We start from the raw sequence: 21612 nt of genomic DNA, 5'->3' as shown, positions 1-21612 counted from the left end.
AAGGGTGAAGTGTATGTTAAATTCATTTTATTTAGATTGGAGTTTAGATAACTTTCCGATTTTAAGGGTAAATATTGATGGAAAGTTGAATTATATAGGAAGTTTATACAACATGAAAAAAGAAATTGATATTATTCAAAATACAATTAAAAATACTTCAACAAGCAAATCAATTGTAGTTTTTGGTGGAGCAAATGGAGTTTGGGTAAATGATATTGACTATATTACTGAATCTAAAGAAATAGTAATTGTAGAACCTAATAAAGAACTTTTTAACAAATTAATAAGTAATAAATTCAATATAAAAAATAATATAGTTAGAGTTGTTTGTATGGAGGATGAAAATTTTTATCAAAATTTGTTATCATCAGTTTCTAAAAATAGTTTTGAAATATTAGTTTTTTCAAATTATGACATAGTATTTAAAGAGCAATTTAAAGAGTTTTTAGATAAAGTTATTTTTATGTATAATGATAAAAAACTTATGGAAAATACCCAAAAATATTTTGTTGAAGATTGGTTCGTTAATTTTTTAAATAATTTAACATATATTAATGATTTTGAAAGAGTTGATAGTTATAAAAATATTTTTAAAGGTAAACCTGCTATAGTTGTATCAGCTGGGCCATCACTTGAGAAGAATTTAAAATATTTAAAGGGAAATGAAGATAAATTTATTATAATTACAGGTGCAAGAACTTTAAATACCTTGATTAAAGAGGGAATAAATGCAGATTTTACTTGTATTATAGATTCATCAAAAGAAATGTATGATGTTTTTAAGCATTCTTTAGATAGTGAAGTTCCATTACTAACTATCGACACTGGAAATACTGAAATTATAAGAAAATATAAAGGAAAGAAAATATTGTTTAATTCTAAAGATTTTATTAATGCAAGTAGATATTTATTAGATTTTAAAATGGATTTGTTATTTCAAGGTGGTTCAGTTGCACATACTTGTACAAGTTTTGCTAAACTTCTTGGATGCGACCCAATAATTTTTATAGGGCAAGATTTGGCATATACTAATAACAAGTTACACGCTGATAATGCAGTTATAGAAGGAGAAAACAATGATATAAAAGATACAGGAATTTACATTAAAGGTGTTGTTGAAGAAAAGGTGCTTACTAATCATGATTTGAATATGTTTAGAGAAAGATTAGAAACAATGATTAGAATTTATAGTGACACAACTTTTATAAATTGTACAGAGGGTGGAGCACATATAGAAGGAACTGAAATTAAGACTTTAAAGGAAACTATAGATGAGTTTAATACATCTATAGATAAAAATTTAATTAAAAAAGATAATAGAATAAATCTGGATATAAATAAATTATTGGGAAAATTAAAGAATATATATAATGAAATAGATAATATGATTTCTTTATGCAATGAATCAATAAAAATTAATTCACAATTGAAGTATTTATATGTAGATGGCAGAAACAAATATAATAAGGCACTAAAAAGACTTGATGAAATTGATAGCTATTTTAAAAATAACAAAGAAGTTATGTATATTTTTGAATCACTTGTAGAAGTTATAAATTATGAATTGTCTCAAGAATTTGAAGACAAAGAAATATCAAAATGTGAAAGTGAGACAGATAAAATTATAATAATTTCAGAAAAAGGTAAATGGTTATATAATAAATTTAAAGAAATGTTTGAATTTAGCAAACCTATTATAGTACAAACTATTGAAAAAATGGAGGAGTCTTTGTGATTAATGAGGTTAAAATAGAATCATATAAAAAGTTTAGTTATTTTTGCCAAAGTGCCTATAATAGTATACAAGTTTATTTAGAACTCGTATTAAAAAGAAAAATAGAGCTTGCAAACCAAATGATGTTTAAAGTTCTTGATGATATAGATAATATGATAAAACATTATAATAACATTAGTAACGATTTTTCTAAGATGGACATATTAAATAGTAAATTAGAATTTTTATTTGAAGGAATTAAAAATACGGATTATTATCTAATAAGAGACGTTTTTGAATATGAAATTTTGCCGATTTTAGAGGATATATTTGAGAATTTTAAAAAAGATATTTATAATGTTATATCATAATATAATATGAAGGTGTTTTTATATGAATGATTTAATGATAAATAGAATTGATACAATACTAGAAGCTATGAGAAAATTAGATGTAAGTGCAAAAAAAATTCTATTAGTTGTAGAAGATGATAGACTTTCTGGAGTTTTAACAGATGGAGATATTAGAAGATGGATACTTAAAAATGGGGATTTGAATGAAAAAGTAGAAAAAGTTATGAATAAAACCCCAATAACTTTAAATATAAAACATAAACATAAAGCATTGAATTTAATGCTAAAACATAATATTGAAGCAATTCCTCTTGTTGATGATAATGGTATATTAAAATCAGTTGTTTTTTGGAATGAGTTAAAAAATGAAAAATTCAAAAAAAGAGAAAAAATAGATATACCTGTTGTAATAATGGCAGGTGGACAAGGAACAAGGCTTCATCCTTATACTAAGATTTTGCCTAAACCATTAATTCCAATAGGAGACACTCCTATAATAGAAAGGATTATAAATAATTTCAATCGGTTTGGATGCACAAAGTTTTATGTAACTGTTAATTATAAGAAAAACATGATAAAATCATATTTTGGAGAAATAGAAAAAAATTATGAAATGACATATATAGAAGAAGAAAAACCTTTAGGTACTGGAGGAAGTCTATATCTTTTAAAGGATAAAATTAATACAACTTTTTTTGTTTCCAACTGCGATATTTTAGTTGAAGCTGATTACAATGATATTATAAAAAAACATAGAGAAGATAAAAATAAAATAACTATGGTTACATCGATTAAGGTTTTTGAAGTTCCTTATGGAGTTATACAACTTGATGATAGCGGTAGAGTTCAAAAAGTAGTTGAAAAGCCAAAACACACATATTTAGTAAATACTGGTTTTTATGTTTTAGAACCAGAAACTATATATGATGTTCCAGAAAATGAGTTTTTTGACCTTCCAAGCCTTTATGAATATTATTTAAAAAAAGGTGAAAAGGTAGGGGTATATCCTATAAGTGAAGGTTCATGGATGGATATGGGACAAATGGATAATCTTCAGGATATGTTAAGACGTCTTAATATAGAAGAATGAAAGGAGCAAATTAACTTTGATAGAAGGTAAAAGAGTTGTTGCTATAATACCAGCAAGGGGTGGTTCAAAAGGCATTCCAAGAAAAAATATAAAGAACTTGAATGGTAAACCACTTATTGCCTATACAATAGAAGAAGCATTAAATAGTAAATATGTAGATAGAGTAATTTTATCAACTGAAGACTTAGAAATAGCAGAAATTTCCAAGACTTTTGGTGCAGAAGTTCCTTTTCTTAGACCAAAGGAGCTTGCGCAGGATGATACACCTGGAATAGAGCCAATAATTCATGCTATAAATTATTTATTATATGATGAAAATTATAATTTTGATTATGTGATGTGTCTTCAATGTACATCACCTTTAAGGAATTCAAAGCAGATAGACCAGGGAATATATGATATATATACAAAAGATGCATATTCAGCTGTTAGTGTATGTGAAAGCGAAGTTAATCCATATTGGATGAAGGTTATAAAAAATGGGAAGATGGTTGATTACTTGAGTGATAATAAATTTTATGCAAGGCGACAAGACCTGCCAGTTGTTTATAGATTAAATGGAGCAATATATATAGCAAAAGTAGAAATAATATTAAATAATAAAAATTGGTATACAAACAATACAATTCCAATTGTTATGGATAAGTTTACATCAATTGACATTGATGATGAAATAGATTTTAAATTTGCTGAGTTTTTATTAAATCAAGGAGTAGATAACTATGGAAATATTATTTAAGCAAAATAAATGTTTTATTATTGCAGAAGCAGGAGTAAACCATAATGGAAATTTGGGAATAGCAAAAAAATTAATAGATGTTGCAAAGGAAGCAGGAGTAGATGCTGTAAAATTCCAAACATTTAAGGCGGAAAACTTGGTTACAAAGGATGCACCTAAGGCAAATTATCAAGTAAATACTACAGGAAGTGGTACACAATATGATATGCTAAAGAAGTTGGAACTTTCAGTTGAGGACCACATTATTTTAAAAAAATATGCAGAGGAAAAGGGATTAATATTCATTTCTACTCCATTTGACTTTGAAAGTGTTGATTTGTTGGAAAATGTAGATGTAAAATTATATAAAATTAGTTCAGGAGATTTAACTAATATTCCTCTTTTAAGATATATAGCAAAACTTAATAAGCCAATGATAATTTCAACAGGTATGGCCAATTTAGCAGAGGTTGAATGTGCAGTTAATGTTGTAAAACAAGAAGGGAATGATAAAATAATTTTATTACATTGTACATCAAACTATCCAACAGATTATGAAGATGTGAATTTAAGAGCAATGATTACGTTGAAAAATGCTTTTAAATTACCAGTTGGATATTCAGACCATACAATAGGAATAGAAGTGCCTATTGCTGCAGCTTCTTTAGGTGCAGTTGTCATTGAAAAACATTTTACACTTGATAAGAACATGGAAGGACCAGACCACAGGGCATCATTAAATCCAAAAGAGCTAAAGGACATGGTGCAAAGTATAAGAAACATTGAAAAGGCAATGGGAGATGGAATAAAAAGATGCAATATAAATGAGGAAAACACAAGATTTTCAGCAAGAAAATCCATAGTTGCAAAAAGAGAAATAGAAGCTGGAGAAAAATTTAGTCTTGAAAATTTGACATTTAAAAGACCGGAAAAGGGCCTGAGTCCTTTATATATAGATATGGTAGTAGATAAAATAACAGCTAAAAATATAAAAAAGGATGAGGTAATTACATTTGATATGATTAAGTAGGTGAGTATATGAGAAAAATACTTGTTGTAACAGGGACAAGGTCAGAATATGGATTATTATATTGGACTATGAAGAGGATACAGGAAGATGAAGATTTAAAGCTTCAACTTATAGTTACAGGAAATCATCTTTGCCCACAGTATGGATATACAGTTGAGCAAATAAAAAAAGATGGGTTTAAGATAGATGAAGAAATAGATATGCTCATAAGTTCTAAAAATAAAAGTGCTATAGTAAAGTCTATGGGATTAGAACTCATACAAATGGCTCAGGCTTTTGATAGATTAAAACCAGATATTTTATTAATACTCGGAGATAGATATGAAACATTTATAGCAGCAACTTGTGCAATGATGATGAACGTTCCTATTGCTCATATGAATGGGGGAGAATCAACAGAAGGTGCTATTGATGAACAAATAAGACATGCAATAACAAAGATGGCACATATTCATTTTGCAGGAGCAGAATATTATAAAGAAAGAATAATAAAAATGGGTGAAGAAGAGTGGAGAGTATTTAATGTTGGGCAATCAGGAGTAGAAAATATTATGAGAATGAATTTATTAGAAAAAAGTGATTTGGAAAAAGAATTAAATGTTAATTTAGATAAGTTAACATTTTTAATAACATATCATCCTGTAACACTTGAAGTAGAAAATACAGAAGAGCAAATAGATAATTTACTAAAAGCAATACAAAAGTTTGATGCTAATTATATATTTACATATCCTAATGCTGATTTTGGAAGCAAAATAATTATAGATAAAATAAATGAGTTTGTTAAAAATCAAAGAAATGCATATATTTTTTATAGTTTAGGGCAAAAAAAATATTTAAGTTTATTGAAAAATTCTGACTTAGTAATAGGCAATTCATCAAGCGGTATTATAGAAACACCCATATTTAAAAAACCTGTTATTAATATAGGGAATAGACAAAAGGGTAGATTAAGATGTGGCAATGTAATAGATTGTAATTATTCAACAACAGATATACAAAATGCAATTAATACTGCACTTTATGATGATAAATTTAAAAAAAATCTTGATTATGTTAATAATATTTTTGGAGATGGTACAACAAGTATAAAAATTGTTGATATATTAAAAAATATGAAGTTAGATAAAGGTTTTTTACAAAAAAAATTAACCTTTTAATATGGTGATTATTATGAAAAAAATTGTTTTAGTAGGTGCAGGTGGACACTGTAAAGTTATTATAGATATTATTAATAGTAATAAAGAATTTGAGATTGCTGGTATTACAGATAAATTAAATATAGGTGGTAATTTGCTTGGAATACCTATAATAGGTAGTGATGAAGTTTTACAGGATTTATTTAAGAAAGGTGTAGAGTATGCCTTTGTTTCAGTTGGTTCAATAGATAATTTAATATTTAGATATGAATTATATAAAAAACTTAAACAAATAGGATTCAAAATTCCAACACTTATACACAAAAATGCAATAGTTTCACCATATACTACAATTGAAGAAGGAGTTTGTGTAATGGCAAATGCAGTGGTTAATGCTAATGCATATATAGGCAAAAATTCAATAATAAATACTTCTTCTATAATAGAACACGATTGTATTATTGGACATAATTGTCATATATCCCCTGGTGCAAAATTAGGAGGTAATTGTAAAATTGATGATAATGTACATATAGGTATTGGAGCAACAGTTATACAGGGTATCAATATTGGTGAAAATACTACCATTGGTGCAGGGGCTGTAGTGATTGATAACATTGGTGATAATAAGGTCGCTGTTGGAGTTCCTGCTAAGATTATAAAAACAAAGGTATGAAGGAGAAGATATAGATGGACTTAAAGGGTAAAAAAGTTTTAGTAACAGGAGCAGAAGGGTTTATAGGCAGCCATTTAACAGAAAGATTAGTTGAATTAGGGGCTGTTGTAACAGCTCTTGTGCAATATAATTCCTTTAATAATTGGGGTTGGATTGAAACCTTTGATAAAAATGTAAAAGACAATATAAATGTGGTTTTAGGGGATATAAGGGAATATGATGGTATGAAGAAGATTATTAAGGGGCAAGAAGTGGTTTTTCATCTTGCTGCACTTATTGCGATACCGTATTCTTATATATCCCCTATGGCTTATGTAAAAACTAATGTAGAAGGTACAACTAATGTATTAGAAGCTTGCAGAGAATATGGTGTACAGAAGGTTGTTCATACATCTACTTCAGAAACCTATGGTACAGCATTATATGTACCAATTGATGAAAAACACCCTCTTCAAGGGCAATCTCCATACTCTGCATCAAAAATTGGTGCAGATAAAATAGTGGAAAGTTATTATAGAAGTTATAACTTGCCAGTTGTAACATTAAGACCATTTAATACCTACGGTCCAAGACAATCTGCAAGGGCAGTTATTCCGACTATAATAACTCAAATATTATCTGGTGTTAATGAAATTAAGCTTGGAAGTTTAACACCAACAAGGGATTTTAATTATGTAAAGGATACAGTTGAGACTTTTATAAAGGTTGCAGAATGTGATAATACAATTGGAGAGGTTATAAATGCAGGTTCAAACTATGAGATTTCAATTGGAGATTTAGTAAAGAAAATAATTAATATAATTGGAAGAGAAGTACAGATTGTATGTGATGAAGAAAGAATAAGGCCAGAAAAAAGCGAAGTTAACAGGCTTTGGGCTGATAATACAAAGATAAAGGAGCTAACAGGTTGGTTACCAAGATATACTTTAGACGAAGGATTAAAGGAAACGGTTGAGTGGTTAAAAGATAATCTACATTTATATAAGACAAATATATATAATGTTTAATAAATTTTATAAGGAGATGAATAAATTGATTCCTCTTTGTGTACCAGAGATAAAAGGAAATGAATGGAAATATATAAAAGAATGTTTAGATACAAATTGGGTTTCTTCTGTTGGAAGTTATGTAGACAAATTTGAAAGGGATTTTGCAAAATTTGTTGGTGCTAATAGTGCAGTTGTAACTGTAAATGGTACATCAGCACTTCATTTAGCACTAAAAGTTCTTGGAATAGAAGAAGGAGATGAGGTTATCGTTCCTTCTATGACATTTATTGCACCTGTTAATGCAGTAAAGTATGTAGGGGCAGAACCTGTTTTTGTAGATATATGCAGAGATACATTTGTTATGGATGCAGAAAAAATAGAAGAACTTATAACTCCAAAAACAAAAGCCATTCTACCTGTTCATATCTATGGTAATATTGTAGATATGGACAAGGTTATGGAAATTGCAAGTAAATACAATTTGTATGTTATAGAGGATGCCACAGAAAGTTTAGGTTCTTTATATAAAGGAAAAAATACAGGAACTATTGGACATTTTGGATGCTTTAGTTTCAATGGTAACAAACTTATAACAACTGGTGCAGGTGGAATGTTGGTAACAAATGATAAGGAATTAAGTGAAAGAGCTAAATTCTTATCAACACAAGCTAAAGTAACATTGGAAAATAAAGGATTTTATCACACAGATATAGGATTTAACTTTAGAATGCCTAATATTTTGGCAGCTATGGGATGTGCACAGCTTGAAAATATTGAAGAATATATAGAAATTAAAAGAAAAAATGCATTTATTTATAATGAGTTGCTCAAAGATATTAAAAACATAACTTTACAAATTGAAAAACCAGAAACTAAAAATGTATTTTGGTTATATTCAATTTTGATTGAGGATGGATTTTCAGTTTCAAGGGATGAACTTATAAAAATAATGTATGAAGCAGGAATTGAAACAAGACCATTTTTTACACCTGTCCACACGATGCCACCATATTTAAACTGCAGATGTGGAGATTTAAGTGTAACACAAGAAGTGAGTTCAAAAGGTATTAATTTGCCAAGTTCTGTATCATTAAAGCAGGAAGATATTGAGAAGGTTTGTGTGGTTATAAAAGTAAAGAGTTTTAGTATGGGTAATTGATAATAATTTTTTATTAATAATGGATTTATATGGAGGTTATTTAATGAATACACAAAAAAAGGCTTTGTTATGTTTTTATAAAGGAAATATTTTAAAAGAAGATATGGGGATTTTAGAATATTTAGATTCAAAAAAGTTTGAAATACATCTTTTTAATGATGTAGATGAAAATAATTTGAATTTTGATAATTTGTTTTATTTATTAAATGCTTTATTTGATAAAAATGTTGATAATTATGAAATTTATCTTGCTAGTAATGTTAAGGAATTTATAATGATTGAATATATTCTATATAAACAATGGATAAAAGGTTTTTTATATTTAAATAACAATGTTCAACATATAGAGACAGATAATATATATACATTAATATTAAAAGAAATGATAAGCAATATAGACGCTAAAAACTTTTATTTAATAAAAGATGAAAGTGGTATTTTTAAAAACTATAATATTTTTAATAAAGATTTTGAAACAGATAAATTTGACATTAATTTTGAAAATGAAATTTATAGTATAAATGGAGAAAATCATATTTTTTCAATTAAATCTAATTTGAAAACAAATATCATAAAAGTAAATAGCTCAGATTTTTGTAAAAATAATATATATACTTTTCATTATGATTTGAATTATGTGGATAATTTTTTAAATGAAATAGAATATTACTCTAACACTTCGATAAATGAATTTGCTAAAAATATTGGATATATTCAAAGTTTTTTTGAGAAATTTAAAAGTATTTTAGATAATATAAATTCATATGAAAAGGAACTTGTAAAATTTAAAATGGAGAAGGAACTGTTTGAAATAGGAAAAAATGATATATTAAAAATATTTTTAGGATCTGCATTACTTTATTTATACAATAAAAAAATATATATAGAATTTATAGCCAAAACATTAGTCAATAGTAAAACTTTAAGTAAAGAGAATAAATTTTTTTGTTATTATCAATTAAAAAGATATAATTTTATTAATAATATAGAAGATAAAGAAATATATAAACTTTTTAAGTTATTATACGATAATATATGTGAAGAATATTTAGTAAAAAAATCTTTAAAAAAAATACAAAGATATAAAAGGAATAAACAGCTAATATTTGTTTTTACAAGTCAATTTTTAAGTGAACATCATGCACCAACAAAATTAGCAATGGACACTTGTTATAATTTAATCAAACATTTCAATAAAAATGTTATTTTAATAAATATTAAAGAATGTCTAACTTTAAAAGGTTTAATTCCTATGATTAATGTAGCAAGTGCAAATGTCATTGAGGAGTATTATTCAATAAATAGTATAAATTATAAAGATGTAAGTATACCATTTTATCAACCTGATGTTCACATGCCAAATGATGATGAAATAGATAACATATTAAATATGGTAAAAAAATATAAACCATATTTAATAATTAATATAGGTCAATCATTAATTGGAGACATAGCTTCTAATATCGTTCCTGCTGTTACTTTGCCATTAGGAATGTATGAATATTCAAGATCAGATTTTTGTGTTGTAAATGATATGCAAGAAAAAGAAGAGTATATACAACTTTATAACTTGAAAGAAAAAAATATTATAATATCAAAATTTGCATTTGAAATAAAAGAGCAGGTTAAAAGATATGAAAAGAAACAAATAGGTATACCATATAATAAGTTTATTTTATCAATAGTTGGCAATAGATTGAATTGTGAAATAGATGATGATTTTTTAAATATATTAGACAGATGCTGTAAACAATTAAATGCTTATGTAGTTTTTATTAATAATTTTACATTTAATAGTAATCAAAAAAAACGATATGAGTATTTATATAATAATTATAAAAATATGGGATATCAAGAGGATTTATTAGCCATAATGGAACATATAGATTTATTTGTAAATCCCAAAAGAAAAGGTGGAGGAACTTCTGCTATTTATGCATTATATAAAGGTAAACCCGTAGTTACATTAAATTTTGGAGATGTTGCAAAAAATGTTGGTAGAGAATTTTGTTGTGATAGTTATGAAGAAATGTATGATTTAATTAAAGAATATTATTTTAACAAAGATTTTTATATAAAACAGGGTATTATAGCGAAAGAAATAGCTCTATTTTTAACTGATACAAAATTATTTATCAAAAATATATTTAATGAATTAAATAATAGCACTATGTAAGAATAATAAGTTGTTATTTTATAAATTGACTGTGATTAATGAATATAAATTTAATTAGGAAGGATGAAAAAAATGGTAGATTATATTAAAAAGGTTTGGGATGAAAATGCTAAAAAATTCAAAACATCATATGAAGCATCTTGGGGAGATAAATTTGCTATTAATTTAGAAATTGATAATATAAGTAAAAATATAAAAAATGAAGACAAGGTACTTGATGTTGGATGTGCTAATGGATATTCTACTATAAAACAATGGGAGAAAAATAAGAGTATTAAAATAACTGGAGTAGATTATTCTGATAACATGATTGAGCATGCTCAAAAAAATAAAGAGAATTTGATGATAAACAATGAAGATATAAGTTTTATTAAAGCTGATATTAGGAATTTACCATTTGATGATAATACATTTGATATTGTCTATACAACAAGAGTATTGATTAATTTACCTAATTGGGATGAACAGAAAAAAGGTATAAATGAATGTATAAGAGTTGCTAAAAAAGGAGGAAAAATTATTTTTTCTGAAGCATTTTGGGAGCCATTGATGTTACTTAATTCAATTAGAATTTTAACAAAATTAGATCCACTAGTTGAACATGATTTTAATAGATATTTAAGAAAAAGTAATTTAGAAAAATATTTAAATGAATTAGAACTTAAATATATAAATGAGGATTTCTCATCAGTATATTATTTAGGTTCAAGGTTCTTAAGGGAATTGATAACAGATGTTAATAAATATCCAGGATACTCCAATCCAATAAATGAATATTTTTATAATCTAGAAAAAGAATATTCAGGTGGAGGTTTTGGAATTCAGCAAGCATATATAATTTTTAAATAATTAAAATATAAGAATATTGTTTTATTATTATTTTTAATAATATACAAAGGAGAAAATGTTATCTATGATACCATTTAATAAACCATATATTACGGAAAAAGAAATTCAGTATATAAGCAATTGCTTAAGTAAAAAACATATTCACGGTGATGGTTATTATACAAAGCTTGTATCTCAATTTATGGAAAATAAATTTGAAGCAAAACAAGTTTTATTAACAACTTCAGGAAGCTCTGCACTTGATATAGCTGCAATCCTTTTAGATTTGAAGGAAGGAGACGAAGTAATCCTTCCTTCTTATACATTTGTATCTACAGCAAATGCTGTGGTTCTTAGAGGAGCTAAGCCTATTTTTGCAGACATATGTGAAGATACATTAAATATTGATCCTAAAGATATAGAAAACAAAATTACAGATAAGACAAAAGCAATTTTTCCAGTGCATTATGCAGGAGTATCATGTGATATGGATAGTATTATGAGTATTGCTAAGAAATATGCTATTAAAGTTGTAGAGGATGCAGCTCAAGCAGTTAATTCTAAATATAATGGTAAATATTTAGGTACTATTGGTGATATAGGTTGTTACAGTTTCCACGAGACTAAAAATTATACTTGTGGAGAAGGAGGAGCAATTTTAATTAATGGAGACGAAGAATTAGCAAAACGCGCAGAAATTATAAGAGAAAAAGGAACCAATAGAAGTCAATTTTTTAGAGGAGAGGTAGATAAATATACTTGGGTAGATATAGGTTCAAGTTATTTACCTTCGGATATTTTGTCAGCTATGTTGTATGCACAATTTGAAAAGTTAGATGAAATACAAAATGCCAGAGAAAAAATATACTATTGCTATTATGAGGGCTTAAAAGAATTAGAAAAAAGAGGATATTTAAGGCTTCCTTTTATACCTAAAAATTGTAATAGTAATTATCATATGTTTTATATTATTCTTAATTCTGAAAAAGAAAGAGATTTGTTGATGTACAAATTAAAAGAAAAGGGTATATCTGCAGTATTTCATTATATACCTCTTCATACTTCACCTATTGGATTAAAAATTGGTTATAGATACGGAGATTTGCCGAAAACAGAAGACTTAAGTAAGAGAATATTAAGGTTACCTTTGTATGTAGAGTTAAAGGAAAAAGAAATAAATTACATAATACAAAGCATATTTGATATTCTAATAAAGTAATTTAAAGAAATATGGTTATAATTTAATATAAATTAATAATGAAATAATCAATATATATAATCGGTTTCATTTTTAAAAATAAAAAGGCTGTGTATAAAATATGAAAGGTATAATACTTGCAGGTGGTTCAGGCACTAGACTTTATCCACTTACACTTGCTACAAGCAAACAATTATTACCAATATATGATAAACATATGATATATTGTCCACTTTCAACATTAATGTTAGCAGGTATAAGAGAAATATTAATAATATCTACTTCACATGATTTACCAAATTTAAAAAGACTTTTAGGGAATGGGGGCCAATTTGGAATAAATTTAAGTTACGCCATACAGCCTTCACCAGATGGAATAGCTCAAACATTTATTATAGGGGAAGACTTTTTAGAAAATCATGAATGTGTCTTGATATTAGGTGATAACATATTCTATGGTAATAACTTTACAAAAGTTTTAAAAGAAGCAGTAAATAATAAAGATAGAGCAACTGTATTGGGTTATTATGTTTATGACACAGAAAGGTTTGGAGTAATAGAAATTGACGATAAGGGAAAAGTAATTTCTATAGAAGAAAAACCTAAAGTGCCAAAATCAAATTATGTTGTAACTGGATTATATTTTTATGATACAAATGTTGTAAAATATGCAAAATCTCTAAAACCAAGTGATAGGGGAGAACTTTAAATAACAGATTTAAATAGAATATATTTGGAAATGGGTAAAATTGATGTAAAACTTCTTGGGCGTGGATATGCGTGGATTGATACAGGAACAGTAGATTCCCTTGTCGAAGCAACTGAGTTTGTAAAAACAATTCAAAAAAGACAAGGCATAGTAATATCAGCACCAGAAGAAATTGCATTTATTAATAATTGGATTTCAAAAGCTGATTTGATAAAATCAGCTAAAAGATATAGAAATTCATTGTATGGAAAACATTTATTAAATGTTATAGAAGATAAAATTAGATATTAAAGGTATGGATTTAATAAAGTTTAAATTATATTGATTATAATTTTGTTTGTAAAGTGGAGGGAAATAATGAATATTTTAATTACAGGTGAAGCAGGGTTTATAGGAAGTAACTTTGTATATTATATGCTAAATAAATATAGTGATTATAGAATAGTTTGATTAGATAAACTTACCTATGCAGGAAACTTGTCAACTTTTAAAAAGGCAATGGAAAAACCAAATTTTAGATTTGTTAAAGGTGATATAGCAGATAGAGATGTTTTATTTAACTTATTTAAAGAAGAAAAATTTGATATAGTTGTAAATTTTGCTGCAGAATCACATGTCGACAGGTCAATAGAAGACCCAGGAATATTTTTAAAAACAAATGTAAAATGTAATAGGTACACAAGTGTTGATGGATTCATCAAGGGAGTTTGGAGTAAAAAGGTATCATCAGGTATCAACAGACGAAGTATATGGGGATCTTCCACTTGATAGGCCAGAACTATTCTTTACAGAAGAAACACCATTGCATACATCATCACCATATTCAGCGTCAAAGGCGGCAGCCGACCTATTAGTTTTAGCCTATTACAGAACCTACAAACTACATGTAACAATATCAAGATGTTCAAATAACTATGGGCTATATCAGCCATTACCATGGACATAGCTGCCCTATCAATTAACCTAAATCAAGCAAAAGTAGCTCAAGAAACAAGCCTTGCAGTAATGAAGCTTGCGATGGATACAGGTAAACAAACAGCAAATGAAACTGTAAAGATGATAGAAGAGAGCATAGACCCAAACTTAGGAAAGATAATAGATGTAAGTGTGTGAATATATGGATGAAAAAGAAGAATTAATACAAGAGCTTCAAAGAGTAAAATATAGAATACAAATCCTTGATATGATAGAGGAACGACTATTAATTATGAGGCAATTAGCTGAAATTGCAAGAGATAATAAATTTAATGAAAATGAAATAAGAGAAATAAATCAAAGGATAGAAAAGTTAGTTAATGAGATAAACGCATTAGATGAGGAAAGTAGGGAAGTATAATAAATCCCACTCGTCTCCACCAAATTTGAACAACATATTGATACGATAGATAGAAGCCTTGAGAAATCAGGGTTTTTGTTTTTGTAGCAGAAATTTACTTGGATGCGAGGGGAATATGATGCAAAAAAGTGTTAGCAAAAGAAGGAAAATGGGTGGATGTATAGAATATAATAAGGGAAAATTTTATTTAATTTTTAAAATTTATGTTAAAATATTTTTGTGAATAAAATATTTTTTTGATATAGACGGATGTTGAGGTAATGGCTATGCTACTTTATAAAAAATTAAATTAAAAATTTAAAATATAAAAAGGTTTTTAAGAATATGTGTCGAATTATAAATAAAGTAAATGTTTGCAAAATAAAATGACTTAAAAGTGTCAAATTTACTATTTAGGGGGAAGGAACAGTGAGCATAAAGATTTTTAAGCAAAAAAACAATAAAGCTAAAACTAAAACAAAATCTAAAACTCATTTAAATTTTAAAAAATTTAAATTTAAAGGCATAAATTCTATGACTTTAAAGTCAAAGCTTTATACAGCTTTTGCAATATCTATAATCTGCAGCATTATAATAAATTCTATAGGTATATCAAATATTAATAAAATAAATATGCAGTCAAAAAAAATGTATGAAAAGAATTTAAAAAGTATTGATATATTACACAGCATAAGAGAAAGTATTTTTTTAGATTTAAGTGTAATGGATAATTTAGTTATATATGCAAGTGATATGAATATAGATAAATTAAAGAAAAGCGAAGAAAAGTTAGATGAACTTATAAAAGAGATTCAAATTCTTTCAGAAGATGAGTCAAATAAGAAATTATTAAATTTACTTATTGAAAGTTTTAGACCATATAAAGAAAGTAAAAAAGAATTTATTGAAAACTGTAAAAATAGTGATAGTAATGCTGTAAAAGTATCAATATTAAAAAATTATGCAAATCAGGTAGACTTAACATTAGAAAGTATAATAAATTACAATCAAAAGCAGGCGGATGAAGCTAATAAATATAATAATGAAATTTATAATAATGTAATAAGAGTATCTTTTATAGTACTATTTGGATCAATAATATTATTAATTGTTATATTAATTGTTATTTCAAATAACATTAATTCACAGCTTAAAAAGACTTTAAATTTTGCTAATGTATTAAAAGAAAAGGATTTAAGCAAAGACATTGAAATTAATGGTAAAGATGAATTTTCAAAAATTTTAGAAGCCTTATTAGAAACTAAGAAAAGTATTAAAGATATTATAGAAAATGTTATTACTACTTCTCAAGAGATGGGGGCTTCAAGCGAAGAATTATCAGCAACAATTGAGGAAATAACTTCTAAAATGGATGAAATAAATATAAATACTCAAACAATAGTAAAAGGTTCTGAGGAACTAAATGCTTTAACAGAAGAAGTAACTGCATCAACTTTAGAATCTAAAGAAATTATAAATAAATTATCTGAAAAATCACAGCTTGGAAACAAAATATCTAAAGATATTGAAAAAAGAGCAATAGATATTAAAGAAAAGACAAATGAATCTTTAAATGTTGCAGATAACTTATATAAAGTAAATCAACAAAAAATAATAGATGCTATTAATGAAGGTAAAATAGTTAGTGAAGTTAAGATGATGGCAGATACCATAGGACAGATTGCAAAACAAACTAATTTATTATCATTAAATGCAGCTATAGAAGCAGCTCGTGCAGGAGAACAAGGGAAAGGATTTGCAGTAGTAGCTGATGAGGTTAGAAAGCTTGCAGATCAATCCTCTAAAACTGTTATTCAAATTCAAAGTATAGTTGAAAGAGTTCAAAGTGCATTTGATAATTTGGCTAATGCTTCAAATGATATATTAAAATATATAACAGAGGATATAATGACAGATTATAAGTTATTTGTAAATTCAAGTAATCAATATGCTAAAGATGCTGAACTTATAAGTAATGTATCTAATGAAATTGCAAAATCAGCTTCTGAAATTGCTTTATCAATAGAACAAATAGGAAATGCTATGCAAAATGTTTCATCTACTACTGAAGAAGATTTGAAAAATTCAGAGCTTATATCTTCAAGCATTTCAGAAACTGCAAAAGCTTTAAATGAAATATCTAAAACAGCTATAAATCAAGCTGAAATGTCTGATACATTAAATAAACTTATTAATGAATTTAAACTAGACTAATTTATAATAGACTATTGCAAAATGGTGTTACAGTATTTGAAAGCCTTTAAATTCAATGATTAGAATTTTGCTTATAATAAAAGGAGAGCAATTTATTTATTGTTCTCCTTTTTTTATTATATAATATTTAAAAAATAATAAAAATCATTAAAATAAATAGGTAAAAGATATTTATTTTTGATTTAAATAGTCTTTTTCGTAAGATAAAAATTTATTTATCATTTCATCTGTAAGTTTATTAAGTTTATCAAAATCCATATTAGGAATATAGTATTTTTCCATCTCATCATGAAGAACTTTTGCAGAAGATATTATTTTTAGACCTTTATTAAGAAGTTCATAAAATGTATCTGAAACTTCTTTTATTTCATTTTTGTTATTAATTAATACTGTTGAATTTAAGTAATTATCCATATATATTTGATGTCCTTCGAGCTTTTTGTTATTTATTTCGTTTGATGTTACAACTGCTGTACTAAGATCAGGAATAAATATATGTTCAATTCTTTCAGGAATAAGAGGATCGTGTAAAAATTGAACATCATAACCTCTTTTTAATGCTTCTTTAGAAATAAAATCAAGTACTTTGGTTTTCCCAGTTCCAGGGCCTCCATTTAAAACATAAATATTCTTGTAATATTCTAATATAGTATCAATGTAAGTTACTATACCATTAGGAGTAAATGCTGTTATAAATAAATGTCTATCAAAACCATATCCATCTTTTGAATCTGTAAAAATTTTATCTTTAAGTTCATCTGTAAGTTTATTAAGTTTAACAATATTTAAAGCCTCATTATTAAATGCAGTCCAATCATCATGAACTGATTTTGCAGCAGCTATAAATCTATAAGCTCTTTTAAATTTTTTCCCAATTTCTTTATTTATTTCTATAATATTATTTCTATATTTTTTAAAACCTTCTTCGTTCCAATATTGTCCCATATTAAGTATTTCATCTACTGCACCAGGGTTTATTGGATCTACTACATGAGGAGAAGTTCCATCTAATATTGCTACATTTAAGCCTTTAACAACAACTCCATCTAAAGAATTATTGTCTGAAGAACAATGATGTAATTCTATATCATATCCTTTTTCATTAAAATAAGCTGCAAGTTTTTTCATAAGTGAAGATTTACCTGTACCTGGACCACCTTTTATACATATAATTCTTCTAGCTTCTTCTTGGCTTAGTATATACCTGTAAAAAGAATAAAAACCCTGGGAAGTGTTGCCTCCTGCAAAATAATCAACAGTTTTACCTTTCATAAAATCACACTCCTAAAAATCAAATCATTATATTATATGAATATATGAAAAAAGTGTGCATGGAAAAATTTTCAATATTAATAAATAATGTATTTTTTAAATTAATTTTAAAACTTATTTAAAAAATTATATAAAAATATTGAATAAATAAAAAACAATAAGTATAATAAAACTGTGGAAAGTTTTTCCTTGATTGTATTCGTTTAATAAAAAATAGGAATGATTTTTCTGATAAATAAAAGTTAAATACTAAAGGAGGCAATTTTTATGAATTTTAATTATTATATACCAACAAAAATACTATTTGGTCCTGGAAAATTAAATGAACTTGAAAAAGAAACACTCCCTGGAAGAAAAGCTTTAATAGTTATTTCTTCAGGAAATTCTATGAAGAAAAATGGATATCTTGATCGTTTAGTACAAATATTAAATAAAAAAGGAATTGAATATGTTATTTTTGATAAAATATTACCTAATCCTATCAAAAGTCATGTTATGGAAGGTGCAGAAATTGCTAAAAAAGAAAATTGCGATTTTGTAATAGGACTTGGAGGAGGCAGTAGTATTGATTCAGCAAAGAGTATAGCTGTTATGGTAAAAAATCCAGGAGATTATTGGGATTATGTAAGTGGAGGTTCAGGGAAAGGACTTCCTGTAAAAAATGAGGTACTTCCTATTGTTGCAATAACAACAACAGCTGGAACAGGTACTGAGGCAGATCCTTGGACCGTTATAACAAAAGAAGATACAAATGAGAAAATAGGTTTTGGTATACCAAGTACTTTCCCAACATTATCAGTAGTAGATCCAGAACTTATGCTTACAGTTCCAAGTCATCTTACAGCTTATCAAGGGTTTGATGCTCTTTTTCATTCCACAGAAGGATATATTGCAAAAATAGCTAATCCAATTAGTGATGCTTTTGCTCTTAAAAGTATAGAATTAATAGCAAAATATCTTCCTATATGTGTAAGAGACGGTAATAATATTGAAGCACGTACTCAAGTAGCTTTAGCTAATACTTTATCTGGTTTGGTAGAGTCAATATCAAGCTGTACATCTGAGCATTCTATGGAACATGCTCTTAGTGCAAATCATCCTAATCTTCCTCATGGCGCAGGGCTTATTATGTTATCTGAATCATATTATACATTTTTTGCATCTAAAGTTCCTGAAAGATTTATTAATATGGCAAAAGCTATGGGTGTTGATGTAGATGCTATTAAAGAAGAAGACCGTCCAATGGCATTTGTAAAAGCATTAGTTAAGCTTCAAAAAGACTGCAAAGTAGAAAATATTAAAATGTCTGATTATGATATTTCAAAAGATGAAATTGCTAATTTAGCTGAAAATGCACGTAGTACTATGGGAGGATTATTTGAAATAGATCCATATAAATTATCATTAGAAGAAACTATAGAAATTATGACCAAAGCATATAAATAATTTTATTTCAGCATTATATTATTTAAAGTAGCCACAAATGAAATGTTTTCCTTAAAATTACTAAAGATTTAAACAAAGGAAAAACATTAATATTTGCGGCTATTTTAATTTTTTAAAAATATTTTTAAAAATACTTTTAAAAATATTTTTAAAAACTATTGAAAAAATAATTAAAATATAGTAATATAAAAACATAAAGAATGAAAACAATTTCAAATTACGATATGGAGGGTTTAAACATGAACGAATATTTTAAAAATGTACCTACAATAAAATACGAAGGGAAAGATTCTAAAAATCCTTTTGCTTTTAAATATTACAACCCAGAAGAAGTTGTGGGTGGAAAGACTATGAGAGAGCATTTAAGGTTTACAATGTCTTATTGGCATACTTTAACTGCAAATGGATCAGATCCATTTGGAGTAGGAACTTACGAAAAACCTTGGGATGGAGAAACTGACCCAATGAAAGTAGCTAAAATGAGAATGGAAGCTGCTTTTGAATTTATGAATAAACTAGGCATAGATTATTTTGCTTTTCATGATAGAGATATTGCTCCAGAAGGAAAAGATTTAGCTGAAACTAATGCAAATTTAGATGAAATAGTTGCATATTGCAAAGAATTAATGGCAAAAAATAATAAAAAACTTCTATGGGGAACTGCAAACATGTTTACTAATCCAAGATTTGTACATGGTGCTGCTACAACTTGTAATGCTGATGTTTATGCTTATGCAGCAGCTCAAGTTAAAAAAGCTTTAGAAGTAACTAAAGAACTTGGTGGAGAAAACTATGTATTCTGGGGAGGAAGAGAAGGTTACGAAACTTTATTAAATACTGATTTAAAACTTGAACAAGATAATTTGGCTAGATTTTTCCATATGGCTGTAGATTATGCTAAAAAGATAGGATTTACTGGACAGTTCTTAATAGAACCAAAACCAAAGGAACCAACAAAACATCAATATGATTTTGATGTAGCTACTGTAATGTCTTTCTTACAAAAATATGATTTAGATAAATATTTTAAAGTAAATATAGAAGCTAACCATGCTACATTAGCAGGGCATACTTTCCAGCATGAAGTAGCTTTAGCAAGAATAAATGGAATGCTTGGAAGCTTAGATATAAATCAAGGAGATCCAAATTTAGGATGGGATACAGACCAGTTCCCAACTAATATTTATGATGCAACTTTACTTATGTATGAAGTTTTGAAAAATGGTGGTATAGCTCCAGGTGGATTAAACTTTGACGCTAAAGTTAGAAGAGCTTCATTTGAAGTAGAAGATTTATTCTTTGGATATATCGCAGGTATGGATACTTTAGCTAAAGGTTTAAAAATTGCCTATAAAATGTTATCAGAAGGTGAATTTGAAAATACAGTTAAAGAAAGATATAAAAGCTTTAGTGAAGGAATTGGTAAAGATATTATTGAAGGAAAAGCTGATTTTGAGTCATTAGAAAAATATGCATTAAGTAATCCTGTTATTAAGAATAAATCTGGAAGACAAGAATTTTTAGAATCTAAATTAAATCAATATATATTAAATGAATAAAATAGTATAATATAATGTAGAGGCAAA

General features: G+C 26.8%; 18 protein-coding genes and 2 pseudogenes. 19 read left to right on the top strand and 1 reads right to left on the bottom strand.

Features of this window, described 5'->3' with window-relative positions:
• The first annotated feature begins 13 nt into the window (after positions 1–13).
• From EGD97_RS05540 to EGD97_RS05460, 17 genes and pseudogenes are all read left to right on the top strand, one after another.
• On the top strand, positions 14–1735 hold the full coding sequence (locus tag EGD97_RS05540) for a motility associated factor glycosyltransferase family protein (RefSeq protein WP_127836712.1): 1722 nt from the start codon (positions 14–16) through the stop codon (positions 1733–1735).
• Complete coding sequence (locus EGD97_RS05535) at positions 1732–2085, top strand: hypothetical protein (RefSeq protein WP_127836711.1); 354 nt, start codon at positions 1732–1734, stop codon at positions 2083–2085. Before EGD97_RS05540 ends, EGD97_RS05535 begins: the two co-directional genes overlap by 4 nt.
• 22 nt (positions 2086–2107) lie before the next feature.
• A complete protein-coding gene (locus tag EGD97_RS05530) occupies positions 2108–3157 on the top strand; it encodes a nucleotidyltransferase family protein (RefSeq protein WP_127836710.1) in 1050 nt (349 codons plus the stop codon).
• 16 nt (positions 3158–3173) lie between these two features.
• A complete protein-coding gene (locus EGD97_RS05525) occupies positions 3174–3896 on the top strand; it encodes an acylneuraminate cytidylyltransferase family protein (RefSeq protein ID WP_127836709.1) in 723 nt (240 codons plus the stop codon).
• A complete protein-coding gene (gene neuB / locus EGD97_RS05520; protein ID WP_127836708.1) occupies positions 3880–4905 on the top strand; it encodes an N-acetylneuraminate synthase in 1026 nt (341 codons plus the stop codon). The genes EGD97_RS05525 and neuB overlap by 17 nt, the downstream gene beginning before the upstream one ends.
• Before the next feature lie 8 nt (positions 4906–4913).
• On the top strand, positions 4914–6065 hold the full coding sequence (gene neuC, locus EGD97_RS05515) for a UDP-N-acetylglucosamine 2-epimerase (RefSeq protein WP_127836707.1): 1152 nt from the start codon (positions 4914–4916) through the stop codon (positions 6063–6065).
• A gap of 13 nt (positions 6066–6078) precedes the next feature.
• A complete protein-coding gene (locus tag EGD97_RS05510; protein ID WP_127836706.1) occupies positions 6079–6720 on the top strand; it encodes an acetyltransferase in 642 nt (213 codons plus the stop codon).
• 14 nt (positions 6721–6734) lie between these two features.
• A complete protein-coding gene (locus EGD97_RS05505) occupies positions 6735–7727 on the top strand; it encodes an NAD-dependent 4,6-dehydratase LegB (RefSeq protein ID WP_127836705.1) in 993 nt (330 codons plus the stop codon).
• Between the two features lie 25 nt (positions 7728–7752).
• Positions 7753–8868: a LegC family aminotransferase gene (locus tag EGD97_RS05500; RefSeq protein WP_127836704.1), complete on the top strand. Its 1116-nt coding sequence runs from the start codon at positions 7753–7755 to the stop codon at positions 8866–8868.
• Between the two features lie 43 nt (positions 8869–8911).
• Complete coding sequence (locus EGD97_RS05495) at positions 8912–11044, top strand: glycosyltransferase (protein ID WP_127836703.1); 2133 nt, start codon at positions 8912–8914, stop codon at positions 11042–11044.
• A gap of 63 nt (positions 11045–11107) precedes the next feature.
• The gene (locus tag EGD97_RS05490; RefSeq protein WP_127836702.1) at positions 11108–11893 is read left to right on the top strand and encodes a class I SAM-dependent methyltransferase; all 786 of its coding nucleotides are present in this window, start codon (positions 11108–11110) and stop codon (positions 11891–11893) included.
• A 64-nt stretch (positions 11894–11957) separates the two neighbouring features.
• Complete coding sequence (rffA, locus tag EGD97_RS05485) at positions 11958–13091, top strand: dTDP-4-amino-4,6-dideoxygalactose transaminase (RefSeq protein ID WP_127836701.1); 1134 nt, start codon at positions 11958–11960, stop codon at positions 13089–13091.
• Between the two features lie 100 nt (positions 13092–13191).
• Positions 13192–14070: pseudogene (gene rfbA / locus EGD97_RS05480) on the top strand (glucose-1-phosphate thymidylyltransferase RfbA).
• A gap of 66 nt (positions 14071–14136) precedes the next feature.
• Positions 14137–14704: pseudogene (locus EGD97_RS05475) on the top strand (dTDP-glucose 4,6-dehydratase); the annotation flags it as partial.
• An 11-nt stretch (positions 14705–14715) separates the two neighbouring features.
• The gene (locus EGD97_RS05470) at positions 14716–14892 is read left to right on the top strand and encodes a YjfB family protein (RefSeq protein ID WP_127836700.1); all 177 of its coding nucleotides are present in this window, start codon (positions 14716–14718) and stop codon (positions 14890–14892) included.
• A 4-nt stretch (positions 14893–14896) separates the two neighbouring features.
• Positions 14897–15115 carry a hypothetical protein gene (locus tag EGD97_RS05465; RefSeq protein ID WP_127836699.1) on the top strand — a complete coding sequence of 73 codons (219 nt, stop codon included), beginning with the start codon at positions 14897–14899 and terminating at the stop codon, positions 15113–15115.
• Positions 15116–15523: 408 nt separating this feature from the next.
• Positions 15524–17308: a methyl-accepting chemotaxis protein gene (locus EGD97_RS05460; RefSeq protein WP_127836698.1), complete on the top strand. Its 1785-nt coding sequence runs from the start codon at positions 15524–15526 to the stop codon at positions 17306–17308.
• A gap of 171 nt (positions 17309–17479) precedes the next feature.
• Here the strand turns inward: EGD97_RS05460 and EGD97_RS05455 are convergent, their stop codons facing one another.
• The gene (locus EGD97_RS05455) at positions 17480–18580 is read right to left on the bottom strand and encodes a PRK06851 family protein (RefSeq protein ID WP_127836697.1); all 1101 of its coding nucleotides are present in this window, start codon (positions 18578–18580) and stop codon (positions 17480–17482) included.
• Between the two features lie 267 nt (positions 18581–18847).
• Between EGD97_RS05455 and EGD97_RS05450 the strand changes: the two genes are divergently transcribed.
• Positions 18848–20026 carry an iron-containing alcohol dehydrogenase gene (locus EGD97_RS05450; RefSeq protein WP_127836696.1) on the top strand — a complete coding sequence of 393 codons (1179 nt, stop codon included), beginning with the start codon at positions 18848–18850 and terminating at the stop codon, positions 20024–20026.
• Positions 20027–20265: 239 nt separating this feature from the next.
• Complete coding sequence (gene xylA / locus EGD97_RS05445) at positions 20266–21585, top strand: xylose isomerase (RefSeq protein WP_127836695.1); 1320 nt, start codon at positions 20266–20268, stop codon at positions 21583–21585.
• The last annotated feature ends 27 nt before the right edge of the window (positions 21586–21612 follow it).

The sequence above is a fragment of the Clostridium prolinivorans genome, from assembly GCF_004011155.1.
Lineage (GTDB): Bacteria > Bacillota > Clostridia > Clostridiales > Clostridiaceae > Clostridium_AT > Clostridium_AT prolinivorans.
This window is presented reverse-complemented; position numbering and strand designations above follow the sequence as displayed.

Excerpts from the sequence above, each read along its gene's own strand:
- EGD97_RS05540 (WP_127836712.1), top strand. The coding sequence starts at position 14 with ATGTTAAATTCATTTTATTTAGATTGGAGTTTAGATAACTTTCCGATT.
- EGD97_RS05530 (WP_127836710.1), top strand. The coding sequence starts at position 2,108 with ATGAATGATTTAATGATAAATAGAATTGATACAATACTAGAAGCTATG.
- neuB (WP_127836708.1), top strand. The coding sequence starts at position 3,880 with ATGGAAATATTATTTAAGCAAAATAAATGTTTTATTATTGCAGAAGCA.
- neuC (WP_127836707.1), top strand. The coding sequence starts at position 4,914 with ATGAGAAAAATACTTGTTGTAACAGGGACAAGGTCAGAATATGGATTA.
- EGD97_RS05510 (WP_127836706.1), top strand. The coding sequence starts at position 6,079 with ATGAAAAAAATTGTTTTAGTAGGTGCAGGTGGACACTGTAAAGTTATT.
- EGD97_RS05505 (WP_127836705.1), top strand. The coding sequence starts at position 6,735 with ATGGACTTAAAGGGTAAAAAAGTTTTAGTAACAGGAGCAGAAGGGTTT.
- EGD97_RS05495 (WP_127836703.1), top strand. The coding sequence starts at position 8,912 with ATGAATACACAAAAAAAGGCTTTGTTATGTTTTTATAAAGGAAATATT.
- EGD97_RS05490 (WP_127836702.1), top strand. The coding sequence starts at position 11,108 with ATGAAAAAAATGGTAGATTATATTAAAAAGGTTTGGGATGAAAATGCT.
- rffA (WP_127836701.1), top strand. The coding sequence starts at position 11,958 with ATGATACCATTTAATAAACCATATATTACGGAAAAAGAAATTCAGTAT.
- EGD97_RS05470 (WP_127836700.1), top strand. The coding sequence starts at position 14,716 with ATGGACATAGCTGCCCTATCAATTAACCTAAATCAAGCAAAAGTAGCT.
- EGD97_RS05465 (WP_127836699.1), top strand. The coding sequence starts at position 14,897 with ATGGATGAAAAAGAAGAATTAATACAAGAGCTTCAAAGAGTAAAATAT.
- EGD97_RS05455 (WP_127836697.1), bottom strand. The coding sequence starts at position 18,580 with ATGAAAGGTAAAACTGTTGATTATTTTGCAGGAGGCAACACTTCCCAG.
- EGD97_RS05450 (WP_127836696.1), top strand. The coding sequence starts at position 18,848 with ATGAATTTTAATTATTATATACCAACAAAAATACTATTTGGTCCTGGA.
- xylA (WP_127836695.1), top strand. The coding sequence starts at position 20,266 with ATGAACGAATATTTTAAAAATGTACCTACAATAAAATACGAAGGGAAA.